This is a genomic window from Streptomyces sp. NPDC002018, from assembly GCF_042890865.1.
GTDB lineage: Bacteria > Actinomycetota > Actinomycetes > Streptomycetales > Streptomycetaceae > Streptomyces.
Genome location: NZ_JBIASO010000005.1, coordinates 17,810 through 31,155, shown reverse-complemented (window position 1 = coordinate 31,155; position 13,346 = coordinate 17,810). Strand labels below are relative to the sequence as shown.

At 71.7% G+C, this 13,346-nt stretch carries 10 protein-coding genes; 4 read left to right on the top strand and 6 right to left on the bottom strand.

What is annotated here, in order from left to right:
- Positions 1 to 83: 83 nt before the first annotated feature.
- From ACFYYH_RS09670 to eccE, 5 genes are all read right to left on the bottom strand, one after another.
- Positions 84 to 1,166 carry an ABC transporter permease gene (locus tag ACFYYH_RS09670; RefSeq protein WP_388548187.1) on the bottom strand — a complete coding sequence of 361 codons (1,083 nt, stop codon included), beginning with the start codon at positions 1,164 to 1,166 and terminating at the stop codon, positions 84 to 86.
- Positions 1,167 to 1,169: 3 nt separating this feature from the next.
- A complete protein-coding gene (locus ACFYYH_RS09665; RefSeq protein WP_388548186.1) occupies positions 1,170 to 3,056 on the bottom strand; it encodes an ABC transporter substrate-binding protein in 1,887 nt (628 codons plus the stop codon).
- Between the two features lie 196 nt (positions 3,057 to 3,252).
- Positions 3,253 to 6,711, bottom strand: a complete 3,459-nt coding sequence (locus ACFYYH_RS09660; RefSeq protein WP_388548183.1) for an SCO5717 family growth-regulating ATPase — start codon at positions 6,709 to 6,711, stop codon at positions 3,253 to 3,255.
- A 327-nt stretch (positions 6,712 to 7,038) separates the two neighbouring features.
- Positions 7,039 to 7,809, bottom strand: coding sequence for a hypothetical protein (locus tag ACFYYH_RS09655; protein WP_388548181.1), 771 nt, complete (start codon positions 7,807 to 7,809; stop codon positions 7,039 to 7,041).
- Entirely contained in the window at positions 7,809 to 9,089 is a 1,281-nt protein-coding gene (gene eccE, locus ACFYYH_RS09650; RefSeq protein WP_388548179.1) for a type VII secretion protein EccE, read from the bottom strand. The genes ACFYYH_RS09655 and eccE overlap by 1 nt, the downstream gene beginning before the upstream one ends.
- Before the next feature lie 200 nt (positions 9,090 to 9,289).
- On the opposite strand from eccE, the gene eccB reads away from it, so the two are divergent.
- The 4 genes from eccB to ACFYYH_RS09630 all read left to right on the top strand — a co-directional run bounded on the left by eccB (position 9,290) and on the right by ACFYYH_RS09630 (position 12,951).
- Positions 9,290 to 10,837: a type VII secretion protein EccB gene (gene eccB / locus ACFYYH_RS09645; RefSeq protein WP_388548177.1), complete on the top strand. Its 1,548-nt coding sequence runs from the start codon at positions 9,290 to 9,292 to the stop codon at positions 10,835 to 10,837.
- A 14-nt stretch (positions 10,838 to 10,851) separates the two neighbouring features.
- Positions 10,852 to 12,114 (top strand): type VII secretion-associated serine protease mycosin, encoded by a 1,263-nt coding sequence (gene mycP, locus ACFYYH_RS09640; protein WP_388548175.1) that lies wholly within the window; start codon positions 10,852 to 10,854, stop codon positions 12,112 to 12,114.
- A 154-nt stretch (positions 12,115 to 12,268) separates the two neighbouring features.
- On the top strand, positions 12,269 to 12,607 hold the full coding sequence (locus tag ACFYYH_RS09635; protein ID WP_388548172.1) for a WXG100 family type VII secretion target: 339 nt from the start codon (positions 12,269 to 12,271) through the stop codon (positions 12,605 to 12,607).
- A 47-nt stretch (positions 12,608 to 12,654) separates the two neighbouring features.
- Positions 12,655 to 12,951: a WXG100 family type VII secretion target gene (locus tag ACFYYH_RS09630; RefSeq protein WP_388548169.1), complete on the top strand. Its 297-nt coding sequence runs from the start codon at positions 12,655 to 12,657 to the stop codon at positions 12,949 to 12,951.
- Positions 12,952 to 13,044: 93 nt separating this feature from the next.
- Here ACFYYH_RS09630 and ACFYYH_RS09625 read toward each other — a convergent pair whose 3' ends face one another.
- Positions 13,045 to 13,290, bottom strand: coding sequence for a DUF397 domain-containing protein (locus ACFYYH_RS09625; RefSeq protein WP_388548167.1), 246 nt, complete (start codon positions 13,288 to 13,290; stop codon positions 13,045 to 13,047).
- Positions 13,291 to 13,346 lie beyond the last annotated feature (56 nt).

Genomic DNA, 13,346 nt, shown 5'->3' with positions numbered 1-13,346 from the left:
GGAGGGTGACGGTGGCGTGGAGGGTGACGGTGACGGGGACGGCTCCTCCGGCACGGGCGGGGGAGCCGACGGGTTCGCGGAGGTCATCGGCCCACCCGGGGATCGAGCAGCGGATAGAGCAGATCGGCGAGCAGGTTCATCACGATCATCGCGCCCGCGAAGACCAGGAACAGCCCCTGGACCAGCGGCAGATCGGGCACGCTCAGCCCCTGGTAGAAGAGCCCGCCCAGACCCGGCCAGGAGAACACCGTCTCCACCAGGATCGAACCCCCCGCCACATGGCCCAGATTGATGAAGACCATCGTGACGGTGGGGAGCAGGGCATTGGGCACCGCGTGCCGGCGTCGTACGAGGTCGTCCCGCAGCCCCTTCGCCCGCGCGGTCGTCAGATAGTCGCTGCCCATCTCGTCCAGCAGCGAGGAGCGCATCACCAGCAGCGTCTGCGCGTACCCCACCGCGACCAGCGTGATCACCGGCAGCACCATATGGTGCGCCACATCGAGGACCAGCGCGAAGCCGGTGGTGCCGCCCGACTCCATCCCGCCGGTGGGGAACAGCCCGGGGACCGGACCGATGCCCACCGAGAACACGATGATCAGCAGCAGACCGAGCCAGAACGACGGTACGGACCAGAGGGTCAGGGCCACGCCCGTGTTCAGCCGGTCGCCGGGACCGCCGTGGTGCCAGGCGGAACGGGTGCCGAGCCAGAGGCCGAGCGCCGAGTAGACCACCACGGCGACCCCCGTGAGCAGCAGCGTCGCGGGCAGCTTCGCCGCGATCAGCTCACCGACCGGCGCGTGGAACTGGTACGAGGTGCCGAGATCACCGGTCAGCGCCCTGGCGCAGTAGTCGGTGAACTGCTGCCACAGCGGCAGATCCAGTCCGAACTGCCGTCGCAGCGTCTCCAGTTGGGCGGCGGATGTCGGCGCCCCATGGGTCATGGCCTTGACCGGGTCACCGGGGATGATCCGGAACAGGAAGAAGCTGGTGACCAGGACGGCGAGCAGCGAGACGACCGCGCCGCCCAGCTTGCCCGCCACATAGAGCGGATACGCGGTCCTGGTGCCGGTGCCGGTGCGTGCGCGGTCCGCCGGGTCGGGCGGCCCGGTCCGCACCGGGCCGTCGACGGGGTCCCGCATTACCCCGGGGGTGCTTGCGGCGCTCATGGGTTATTCACGGTCTTCCGCGGTGGAACGGCGCCGCATCGCGACGAAGAGCCCGAGGGCGGCGGCGACCACCGCGGCGGCCCCGATCCCGATCACCACGGCGGTCGAGGAGGATCCACCGGATCCACCGGACCCGCCGCCGTCACCGGCCGGCACCGCGGACCACCAGCTCCAGTAACCGTCCTGGCCCCAGAGGTTGCCGGCGGCCTCCGGCATCGTCGTGATCGACTTGATCTGGTCCGTACGGTACGCCTCGACCGCGTTCGGGTACGCCATGACGTTCATGTACCCGGTGTCGTAGAGCCTCGACTCCATCCGCTTGACCAGGGCCGCGCGCTTGGCGGGGTCGTACTCCGCCGCCTGCTGGGCGTAGAGCGCGTCGTACTCCTTGTCGCAGATGAAGTTGTCGGTGGCGCCGCTGTCCTCGGGGGTGGCGGGGAGGGCGCCGCACGTGTGGATGGAGAGGACGAAGTCGGGATCGGGGTTGACGGACCAGCCGTCGAAGGCCAGATCGTAGTCGCCCGCGAGCCAGGGGTCGGAGACATTGTCGAGGCACTCGACCTTCAGCCCGATGCCGAGCCGGCCCCACCACTCCTGGAGATACTTGCCGATGGCCTTGTCGTTCGGGTCGGTGGCATGGCAGAGGATGCGGAAGTCCAGCGGCCTGCCGTCCTTGCCCACACGCTTGCCGCTCGCGTTCATCCGGTAGCCGGCCCGGTCCAGGGTGCCGGCCGCCGCGGCCGGGTCGTACGCGATCCTCTGCTTCTCGGAGGGCTGCCAGAAGTAGGTGCCGAAGCGGGGCGGGATATAGCCCTGGCCCTCGACCGCGTGGCCCTGGAAGACCCGGTCGATGATGCTCTCGCGGTCGACGGCCTGGAAGAGGGCCCTGCGCACCGCCGGGTCCAGCAGTGCGGGATGGCCGTTGCCGAACCTCTTGCCGTCCTTCGACCGGGCGCCGGGGTTGGTGGCGAGCGCGTAGAAGCGGCGGCCCGGCGCGTCATTGACCTTGATGTTGTCGGTGTTCCCCAGCGCCGCCGCCTGGGCCGGGGTGAGGTTGGAGACGAAGGACACCTCGCCCTTCCGGAGCGCGGCGACGGCCGCGTCCCCGTCCTTGTAGTACTTGAGGAGCAGTTCGTCGAACTTGGGCGCACCGCGCCAGAAGTCCTTGTTGGGCTTCAGCCGGACGAACTGGTCGACCTTGTAGTCCGTGACGATGAACGGGCCGTTGCCGACGATCGGGAACCGCTTGTCGTTGTTGAACTTCGAGAAGTCCCCGACCTTCTCCCAGATGTGCTTGGGCACGATCGGCACATCGAGGGCCGTCATGGTGGCCTGGGGCTTCTTCAGTTCGATGACGAGGGTCCTCGGGTCCGGCGCCGTGACCCGTGCGAAGTTCGCGGTGAAGCTGCCGTTGGCCGTGGCGGCGTTCTCGTCCGTCATCATCGTGGTGAAGGTCCAGGCGGCGTCCTCGGCCGTCGCCGGCCGGCCGTCCGACCACTTCGAGTTGTCGCGGATGGTGTAGGTCCAGGTCAGCTTGTCCGCGGAGGCCTTCCACGCGGTGGCGAAGCCGGGGACCGTACGGGCGTCCTTGACGTCGTAGTTGGTCAGATATTCGTAGGTCAGCCGGTGGATGCTCGTGCTGACGAGCCGCTGGGCCAGGAACGGGCTGAGTGAGTCGACGCTCTGGCTGACCGCGACGGTGAGGACCTTCTTGCCGTCGTCGGCCGCCCGCGCCGTCTGAGGTGCCGGGAGCAGCGGCTGAACGGGGACCACGCTTCCGGCCACGAGTGCGGCGGACACGGCGGCGGAGGCGGCCAGCAGGCGGAGGCGGGGACGGGGGCGTGGCCGGACGGGCTGCCGCGGTGTCCGCGGCGGAACGCTATGGACCATGGGACGGTGACCTCGTGTCATCACTCGCGCGGAGAAGCCGGGTTGAATCGGGGTTCGCCAATCGGTGAAGGGAGGTTTATCAGCGTGCGTCGGTCGCGTCAACGGCTCCCCAAACCCCGTGTGGGCTGCGGGAATGCGCCGAGGGCCCGCTCCGTGAAGACGGCGCGGACCCTCATTGGTATCGACCTCTGATGCCTTACTGCTGAGGCGCTGGCGGTGACTGCGGGGGCTGCTGCCCCGGCCATCCGCCGGGCGGGACGGGACCCTGGAGATCGGGCTGGTCCTGCGGCGGCTGTGGCTGATGCCCGCCATACGGTCCGGGCAGGGCCGGCTGTCCGGGATGACCGGGCTGCCCCGGCTGAACCGGCTGTCCGGGCTGTCCCGGCGGGGTGGTCTGGCCGGGCGGGAGCTGTGGCGGGAGCTGGCCGGGCGGAGGACCGGCCGGGCTCGCGGGGGACTGCGCCTGGGACGGCGGCGACTGCTGCCAGCCCTGCTGCACACCGGCGTAGGGCCCCGCTCCCGGCTGCTGCTGCGGATAGCCGTACTGCGGGGGCTGCGGGGCATGTCCCTGCTGGGGGTACTGCTGCGGATACTGCTGGGGCGGGTACGGCTGGTACGGCTGTCCCTGCGGCGGCTGTCCCTGCACGGGCTGTCCCTGCATGGGCTGCCCGTGCACAGGCTGTCCCTGCACGGGCGGCTGTCCGTACGGGGGCTGTCCCTGGACCGGTCCGCCCTGCACCGGCCCGCCCTGGACCGGTCCGCCCTGCACCGGCTGCCCGGGACCCGGCATCGGCGGCACGAGATGCGGCGGCGGATTGCCGTCCGCGGTCCACAGCCCCTGGGCCTGCTGAGCCCGCGCGAAGTCCTCCGCGACCATCGCCGACAGATGGAAGTAGGCCTCACGCGTCTTGGGACGCATCATGTCGAGGTCCACCTCGGCACCGGCCGCGAGATGCTCGTCGAACGGCACCACGATCACTCCGCGGCAGCGGGTCTGGAAGTGCTGCACGATGTCATCGACCTTGATCATCTTTCCGGTCTCCCGCACCCCGGAGATGACCGTGAGGGAGCGCTGCACCAGATCCGCGTACCCGTGCGCGGACAGCCAGTCGAGCGTCGTCGAGGCACTGCTCGCCCCGTCCACGGACGGGGTCGAGATGATGATCAACTGATCGGCGAGATCGAGCACTCCGCGCATCGCGCTGTAGAGCAGCCCCGTGCCCGAGTCGGTGAGGATGATCGGGTACTGCTTGCCGAGGACCTCGATCGCGCGCCGGTAGTCCTCGTCGTTGAACGAGGTGGAGACGGCCGGGTCCACATCGTTGGCGATGATCTCCAGACCGGAGGGTGCCTGCGAGGTGAACCGGCGGATGTCCATATAGCTGTGGAGATACGGGATCGCCTGGACCAGATCACGGATGGTCGCCCCGGTCTCGCGCCGCACACGGCGGCCGAGCGTACCGGCGTCCGGGTTGGCGTCGATCGCCAGGATCTTGTCCTGCCGCTCGGTGGCCAGGGTCGCTCCCAGCGCGGTGGTCGTCGTGGTCTTGCCGACACCGCCCTTGAGACTGATCACCGCGATCCGGTAGCAGGAGAGCACCGGCGTACGGATCAGCTCCAGCTTGCGGCGGTACTCGTTCTCCGCGGCCTTCCCGCCGATCCTGAAGCGCGAACCGGCGGACGGATTGCGGCTGCTCTTCGGCTTCTGCTTGTTGTTGCGCAGCAGACGGTCGGAGGACAGCTCGACGGCGGCCGTGTAGCCGAGCGGCGCGCCGGGGACCGAGCGCTCGCGGTGGTCGTGCGCGACGGGTGAGGGCCAGGCGGCACCGGCGCGGGGATCCGCGACGGGTGCGTGATGACCGGGCTGCTGCTGGGGGTACTGCGGCTGCTGCGGGTGCTGCGCGGGCTGCGCCTGGTACGGCGGCTGGGGCGGGGAGGCCTGCTGCTGCGGAGCCTGCTGGGCCGGGAGATTCGGCGACGCGGGCACCGGCGGATGGGGCGTCGGAGCGGGCGGGGGTACGGGAGTCTGCGCGCCCGGACCGCCCTGCTGGGCGGGGTACGCCTGTGGGCCCGCGGGCCCGGACTGCTCCTGGTGCCCCTGCTGGGGGAAGCCGTAACCACTCTGCTGCGCCGAGGGCCCTGCGCCGTACGGCCCCGGCTGCCCCGGCTGTCCCTGCTGGTGCGGGAAGCCGTAACCGGCGGGCGGGACAGGGGCGTCGGGAGCCGGAACGGCGGGCGGCAGCGCGGCGGGAGGTGTCGGTGCGACCGGCCCGTGCTGCTGGGGGTGGCCCTGCTGGGGGAAGCCGTAACCGCCCTGGGCGGGCTGCGGCGCCCACGGATTCGGGCTCTGGGGCTGCTGAGGGTTCTGGGGCTGCTGCTGGGGCTGGTACGGCTGCTGGTGTGACTGGGGCTGCTGCTGCGGGGCGGTCCGGTCGGCGGCCCGTGCCGCCACGGGCCACTGCGGCGCCGACGCAGGCGCGGCCGGCTGGAAGGCGGGCGGCAGCGGCGGCAGCGCGGAGTCCTGGGGCGCGGGCGGCTGAAGGGACCAGGACTGGGCCGACCCGGACGCCGGGGGAGCGTCCTGGGGTTCGTCGGACGGTACGGCGTCCTCGGCGTCCTGAGCCGGTACGGCGTCCTGGGGCGCGGTGTCCCCGACGGCGTCCGCGGGCACGGAGTCGGACGGTCCGTCGGTGCCCTCTCCCGAGTCCGCGTTCACGTCCGCGTCTGCGTCTGCGCCTGCGTCCGTGTCCGCGTCTGTGTCCTCGGCCCGGCCGGCAGCTTCGCCGGCCGGATCGGAGTCCTCGTCCGTGCCGTCCGTACGGTCCGCGCCGTCCACGGAGTGCGTGCCGTCCACGGAGTGCGTGCCGTCCACCTGGTCCGGAGCGGCGGGCTCCGCGGTCGGCGCGGCCTCGGCCTCCGGCGGACCGGCCGGTGTGTCCCCGCCCCGGTCCTCGTCGTCCCGTGCCGCTGCTGCCGCCGCTGCCGGATCCGGGGCCGGGGCCGTACCGTCACGGTCGGCCGCCGCCTCGGGCCCGGCGGGCCCGGCGGAGCTGTCGCCGTCGGCCGCGTCGGCCACCGCCGGTACCGCCGGAGGAATCCGGCTCCCCGCGTCGGCCCCGGTGCTGTCGTCGGCTTCGCCTACGGCTTCCCCGGCTCCGGCTTCGGCCCCGGTCTCGCCGTCCGCTGCCGTCCGCTGGTCGCCGTCACTCTTCGCGGCGTCCCGCTCGGCGATCTCCCGCTTGAGCGCGGCGGGGGAGAACCGCATGGTCGCCCCGCTCTCCACATCGCCGCCGCCGAACGGCTCCGACGCACCCGGCGCGGAGTCGGGCGCGGCCGTGACCGGCGGGGCGGGATCGGGCACCGGAGCCGGCGGCGCGGGAGGAGGCGCGGGCGCCCAGTTCGGCTCGAAGCCACTGCCCGCCGGCAGCCCCGGCACGGCGACGGGCGCACCGTCGGGCGGCGGGGGCGGGTTCGTGAACGCGGACGCGCCCGGGGCGCCACCACCGGACGTGTCCCCCGGCGCGTTCTGCGTGTACCAGGCGGGAGGGGTGTAGTCGATGGTGAACTCACCCGTCATCTCGGGCTCCGCGTCGGACTGATCGTCCACGGGAGGCCGGTTCCAGCCTCCGCGGATCTCGTCCCGATCGCCGTTCACTTTGCCTCCTGGTGTGGTCGAGCACCCTTGTGCCGTGGTGGGCGGGGCGTCCGCATCTGTCCGTCCGGTCCGCCCGGCTCTTCCTCAGGGGGCCAGCCCGCCCGCAGGTTCTCTACTCCCGCGCCCACTCCCACCCTAATCGCCAACGGCACGGGTACGTCAGGCCGGTTCCGCCCGTCGGCGGCCGCCGTGTCCGTCATGCCCCGGCCCCAAGTGAACAGGCCGGGGCGGTGCGGGGGAGCGGAGTACGGCCAAATCCGCATATCTCCCTACGAGATCCTGGCAGAATCCCCACCGGGCGGGCGTACGGGGCCGGTTCGGCCCCTCTCAGTCCATCCGGCGGGCGCTACCCAACAATCCGGTCTCGGCGTCCGTCGCCTGAACCATCACGAACTGTCGGTCCCGTGGCGTGCACCACAGCGTGACCCCGTCGGCCAGGGTGGACAGCGCCTCCGTCTCGGCCCGCGGCAGACTCATGATGCGGCCGATCTGCGCGGCCTCGTCCGGCGACACCCGCTGGATACCGACGAGCCCAGACTTCTCCATCAGCCGCGGCGCGACCGGACTGAGATAGGGCAGCAGGGTCATCACCGACTGCCAGGGGGCCGACACCACCCGGCCGCGCGGCGGACGCATCCCGCAGTCCCGCACCACGACCACCGGACTGCCGGCCGAGGCCCCCTGCGGCGGCACCCGTCCGACATCGTGCAGCGTCACACACGGCTGACCGCCGCCCGCCGCCTGCGCGAGCGCCGTCCAGGCCTGCGCCCGGCCCGTCTCGACGGCGATCCGCGCGCCCGTCGCCGCCGCGCGGAGCACCAGCACCTGCGCCGTCCACAGACCGCCGATCAACGTGATGTCGTACGGCGTGGGCCGGTTGATCCCGAGCACCGCGGGTCTGTTCGCCGGGTCGACGCCGACCACCATGCCGTCGTCGCCGACCGGCAGGGCGAACGCCTCCAACTGCTCCGCCGAGAGGGCATGGCGCTCACGCCGGGGCCCGAGCAGACCGAAACCGACCCGGGGCCTGCCGCCGCTCCCGGCCGCCCGCCGCGCGGCGGGCGGGGCCGACGGGGCGGCGTGTGACGGCACGGACATCAGCGGGTACCCCCGAGCGGCAGAGTGGCGAGCATCGCGGGAAGCTGCTCACGGTCCAGACGCACCAGCCCGGTCTTCACCCCGCGGGCCGCGCGCTCCAGTTCATGACGGGCGGTCACCAGCTCCTCGTCGCTGCGCCCGGTGATCCGTATGTGCCCGCCGACCGTCACCCCCTGCCGCTCACCGCGCCCCAGGGTGAGGCTGAACGTGGTGGCCAGGGCCGGGATCGAGGTCAGCAGCGCGACGAGCTGCGGCATCGAGGCACCGCCGCCGCCCAACTGCGGCCAGCGGCCCACCCAGTACGTCGTGTGCCTGCGGTCGTCACAGCGCCAGGTGCGCGAGGTCTCCTGGGTGCGCCGGCCCGGTGTGTCGGTACGGCCCGCCTGGGCGATGGCCAGCGGATTGGCGCAGGAGGAGATGGCGACGGCCGCGGTCAGCTCCTGCTCCGTCAGCACCGTCGCGCGGAACCCGGCGCCGGTCAGCCGGCTCGCAAGCTGGTCGGCCGCCCGCACCACACACTTCTGCGCCCCCGTCAGACCCCCGCCCCGCGCGGTCACCGCTTCCGGGCACAGCTCGGGGTCGAGCTTGAGCGCGATCCAGGTGATCCGGATCGCGGGCGATCCGGTCTGTGCCTGGAGCGGCGCGTAGTTGCGCGCGGCCACCGACTGCTCCGGCAGATGCGGGGCCGGGGCGGGCTGGGTGTGCTGGACGATCTGCGCCGACTCCAGCCGGATGCCGTCGACGTCGAGCACGTCCCGTACGAGCGAGACGGGCAGCGGCCGGGCCGACCGGTCGGGGCGCAGCGCCGTGGCCTCCGACTCGATCTGGAGCACCGCCGTCAGGAACGTACCGTCGCCGATCATCCCGACCGGGCGCCGGTCACGGTCGCTGTACGTGTAGGTGCGCAGCGCCGGATCGCACTCGACGGCGGGCGCCAGGCCCGGTTCCGTACCGGCGGGGAGCACCAGCGAGGCGGCCCTGCGCCTGCGCGCCCGCAGCGCGACGACGGTCGACAGCCACTCGGGCAGCGAGCGCCGGTGTCTGCGCACCACCGCCAGCAGCACCAGCAGCGCGGCGATCACCCCGGCCGGCACCAGCATCAGCGCGTCGATCACCGAGGCCACCAGCAGCAGCGCCGCGGCCACCTCGATCAGGACGAGTTGTTGCATTCGGAACGGACCGACATGCCCGCGCGCCCTCGGTCCGGGGGCCGCCGGAGCCCGGGAGTCGGCAGCGGCCGGAGCGGTCGCGGCGGGCCGCGTCTGCGTCGCGGAAGCCATGATGGAGAAACCCCCCAGATTGTCCCGATCACCCTGGCCGGCCAGGGTGTTGACGGTTGAACGAGCCTACCCGCCCCACATTCACGCCCGGCCTACAGGCATAGTAGGGGGCCGGTCCGACAGTCAGGCAGGGCCCGGGGGACACGCCGACTCGCTCCGCCCCTGGGCGAAGACCGCGCCTTTTTCACCGATGGGGACTCATGGCATCACGGCGGGACGAGCTGAACGCGTACACCTTCGCGAAGAAGCGTACGGTGGCCGCATTTCTCCAACCTTCGCCCACCGGTACGGAGGAGGGAGCCCCCAGACCGCTGCGCGCCGTGGTTCCGGGCCTGATCGTCGGGGCGCTCATCCTGGCCGGGTTCGGCGCCTGGGGCATGTTCAAGCCGTCCGCTCCCAAGGACTGGGCCAGGCCGAACACCCATGTGATCGTCGGCAAGGACTCCACCACCCGCTATGTCGTGCTGAACACCCCCGGCAAGAGCGAGAAGAACGAGACCCTGCTCCACCCCGTGCTCAATCTGGCCTCGGCCCGGCTGCTCCTCACCCCGCAGCAGGGCAAGGTCATCCAGGTGCCGGACAAGATCCTGGACGCGGGCCGGCCGCCGCGCGGCCCGGTCCTCGGCATCCCCTACGCCCCCGACCGGCTGCCCTCCGACACGGAGGCCGCGAAGGCCAAGCGCTGGGCCGTCTGCGAGCAGCCGGGCGGCGGCGACGGCGGCAGCGTCCAGAAGGCCGCGTTCATCCTCGCGGAACGCGACTTCTCCAGGACCGAGGGCAAGCGACGGCTGACCGGCGGTCAGGTGCTCTACGTCCAGGGCCAGAAGGACACGGCGCGCTTCCTGGTGGACGCGGGCGGCACCAAGTACCAGATCCGTGAGACGGCCAGTGACCATCTCACCCGCGCGCTCGTCGGCAGCCGCGCCCCGCAGCCCGTCACCGACGACTGGCTCGCCACCCTGCACACCGGCAGCCCCGTCGAGTTCCCCGAGATCACCGACCCGGTCTCCGCCGACGCGGGGGTCGGCGGAGGCCTGACCGCCGCGCAGGACCGCGTCGGTATGGTCCTGCTCGCCCAGACCGGCGCGGGGGCGCAGCACTATGTCGTCCTGCCGGGAAGGATCCAGCCGGTCACGGCCTTCACCGCCTGGCTGCTGATCAACTCCCCGCAGACCGACGACCTCGACATGGCCGGGCGGGCCGTGACCGTGGACGCCGCGTCGTTCACCCCCGAGTCCGAGTTCTTCGGCGCCCGGTACCGCTGGCCCGAGCAGAAGGCCTCCCAGGTCAACGCCGTCGGCGGCGAGGGCGCCCGCGACACGGTGTGCAGTGTGCTGCGCAAGGTCGACGACCGGGGCGCCACCGCCCTGTCCACCTGGGCCGGCCCCTCGTACCCCGCCGACATCACCGCCGGCGGCACCAGCACCTATGTCACTCCCGGCAGCGGCCTGCTCTACACCCAGGTCCAGGGGCGGCAGACCCGCCCCGACGGCTCGCTCTTCCTGGTGACCGACACCGGACTGCGCTACGCGGTCCAGGCGAACGGCGACAGCGACGCGGCCCGCTCCGACATCGGCACCGGCGGGCGGAGCGAGGAGCAGGACGGCAGGCCCGAGCCCAGCCAGGCACAGATCCGGCTCGGCTACGAGAAGGTCACCCCGAGCCCGGTCCCCATCGCCTGGTCGGAGTTCCTGTCCAAGGGCCCGCGGCTCGACACCAACAGCGCCCGTCAGCCCCAGGGCTCATGAGGGGAACACGACCGATGCCGTACGCGCGCCGGAAGACGGCCCTGCTGACCGCCGCCATGGCCCTCACCGGCCTGGCGGCCGTGCCCCCGGCCGGCCACGCCGCCGAACGGCCCGGGAACCTCCGTACCGACGGCAGCGGCGAGTGCGCCTTCCCGATGAAGAAGCAGATCGCGGGCACCCCCTGGGCCCTCCAGCGGGTGATCCTCGACGAGCTGTGGGCGGACACCAGGGGCAAGGGGGTGCGGGTGGCCGTCATCGACACCGGCGTCGACAACGCCAACCCCCAGCTCAAGGAGGCCGTCGACACCGGCGCGGGCACGGAGCTGCTGGCCAAGGAGATGAAGAAGGGCTCACCGGCCGACGGCACGGACGACCGGGTCGGCCACGGCACCAAGGTCGCGGGGATCATCGCCGCGCGCCCCCGCGCGGGCACCGGCTTCGTGGGGCTCGCCCCCGAGGCCACGATCATCCCGATCCGCCAGAACGACGAGCGCAACAGCGGCGACCAGTCGACCATGGCGGACGCGATCGAGCACGCCATCGCCGAGAAGGCCGATGTCATCAACATCTCCCAGGACACCACCAAGCCCCTCGGCCCCGGCTCCGCCCTCGGCCGGGCCGTGGCGGCGGCCGTCGCCGAGGAGATCGTCGTCGTCGCCTCCGCGGGCAACGACGGCCTCGACGGGCGGCAGAAGAACACCTATCCGGCGGCCTTCGACGGGGTCCTCGCCGTCGCCTCCTCCGACCGCAACAACGAGCGCGCCGCCTTCTCCCAGTCCGGGGAGTTCGTGGGAGTGGCCGCCCCGGGCGTCGACATGGTCTCGACCGTCCCCGGCAACGGCCAGTGCGTCGACAACGGCACCAGCTTCTCGGCCCCCTATGTCGCCGGGGTCGCCGCCCTGCTGCGCGCCAAGCACCCCGACTGGAAGGCGCACCAGATCATCGCCCAGATCGAGCAGACCGCCGAGCGCAGCATCAACGGCCATGACGCGTTCGTCGGATGGGGTGTGGTCGACCCGGTCCGCGCGCTGAACGAGGACGACCGCGTGCCCGAGTCCCCCCGCCCCGACCCGGGACCGCCCCGCCCGCCCGCTCCCGAGCCCGCGCATCTGGCCATGTCGGAGACCGCCCAGGAGCGCACCGAGCGCCACGCGACCTACGCCCTCGGGATCGCGGCGGTGCTGGTCGCGGTCGTCGCGGGTACGGCCACGGTCGTCCGTGACAGCCGGGCCAAGGCGGCCCGCCTGGCCGCCCGTGCCTCAACTACCCATAACTGACTTTGCAGTTGGAACTGCCGTACCGAATGGCTAAAGTGATCGGCGGGATTGTGCGGGTGACCGCCGGTTCCACACGGGGGCGGCATCGAGGTGCTTCCCGTCCATCGCGCACATCTTTGTGACGCATCGCAGGAAGACAGGAAGAAGGGGCAGGATGTCGAAAGACCTGAATGTGACCAGTGGAGATCAAATTGATCTCGCCAACAAGATCCAGGGCTTCCACGACGAGCTGCAAGCGCGTATCACCTCCCTCAACGGCGTGGTGGACCGCATCCAGGCGGGCTGGCAGGGCGCGGCCAGCAAGGAGTACGACCGTGTGCAGAACGATCTGAACCAGCGCCTGCGGAACATGCGCGTCGAACTGGTCAAGCTCGAAGAGATCATGCGGATGAGCGCCGACGGTTTCACCCAGCAGGAAGAGGAGCGCATCGCGTCCTTCCGGCGGATGGACGACACCTCCCAGGGCCAGAGCTCCATTCTCGGGATGGCCTGACCCGCCGTCCGCCACCTCCCGCCGCATTCCGTCTTGAGGAGCATGACATGACCACTGCCGTCAATTACGACACCGTGACCCAGGCGGCCGGGGACGTCCGGCTGACCGCCACTCAGCTCAACCAGGAACTCGAAGACCTGATGGCCAAGGTCAGGGCCGTCGCCGAGAACTGGGACGGTGAGGCCAAGATCGCCTACCGCGAGAGCCAGGACCGCCTCACCCGTGACATGTCCGGTATGAACCAGGACCTCGCCCGTCTCGCCCAGTTGCTCGACGAGTCGGTCATCGGCTACCAGGACACCGACCGCGGCAACGCGGCCCGCTTCCGTATGCAGATGGGCTGATCCCGCACCCGAACCGAAGGGGGTGTCCGCCGCGCGGACACCCCCTTCGCCGTTCCGTGCGCACCCGCCGCACGAGACCCTTCGCCGTACGCGCTACTTGAGGTCGAACTCCCCGTCGCGCGCGCCCAGGACGAACGCGTCCCACTCCGCCTTCGTGTACCGCAGCACCGTCTCCGGATCCTGCGACGACCGCATCGCGACCGCACCTTCCGGCAGATAGGCGATCTCCACCCGCTCCTCGTCCGGGGTCGTCCCGGGTGCGCCGAGCCACTCCACGCCGGAGATGTCCAGGGCGTACAGCTCTTCCTTCTGACGTTCCTTGTCCGTCGCGTCGGCCATCGTGCGATCCCTCCCGGGGTATTGCGAGCGAGCTACGGACTCAGCCTAGTGTCGCG

Bases quoted from the DNA above. Each gene is read 5' to 3' on its own strand.
- ACFYYH_RS09670 (WP_388548187.1), bottom strand. From the start codon at position 1,166: ATGAGCGCCGCAAGCACCCCCGGGGTAATGCGGGACCCCGTCGACGGC.
- ACFYYH_RS09665 (WP_388548186.1), bottom strand. From the start codon at position 3,056: ATGGTCCATAGCGTTCCGCCGCGGACACCGCGGCAGCCCGTCCGGCCA.
- ACFYYH_RS09655 (WP_388548181.1), bottom strand. From the start codon at position 7,809: ATGTCCGTGCCGTCACACGCCGCCCCGTCGGCCCCGCCCGCCGCGCGG.
- eccE (WP_388548179.1), bottom strand. From the start codon at position 9,089: ATGGCTTCCGCGACGCAGACGCGGCCCGCCGCGACCGCTCCGGCCGCT.
- eccB (WP_388548177.1), top strand. From the start codon at position 9,290: ATGGCATCACGGCGGGACGAGCTGAACGCGTACACCTTCGCGAAGAAG.
- mycP (WP_388548175.1), top strand. From the start codon at position 10,852: ATGCCGTACGCGCGCCGGAAGACGGCCCTGCTGACCGCCGCCATGGCC.
- ACFYYH_RS09635 (WP_388548172.1), top strand. From the start codon at position 12,269: ATGTCGAAAGACCTGAATGTGACCAGTGGAGATCAAATTGATCTCGCC.
- ACFYYH_RS09630 (WP_388548169.1), top strand. From the start codon at position 12,655: ATGACCACTGCCGTCAATTACGACACCGTGACCCAGGCGGCCGGGGAC.
- ACFYYH_RS09625 (WP_388548167.1), bottom strand. From the start codon at position 13,290: ATGGCCGACGCGACGGACAAGGAACGTCAGAAGGAAGAGCTGTACGCC.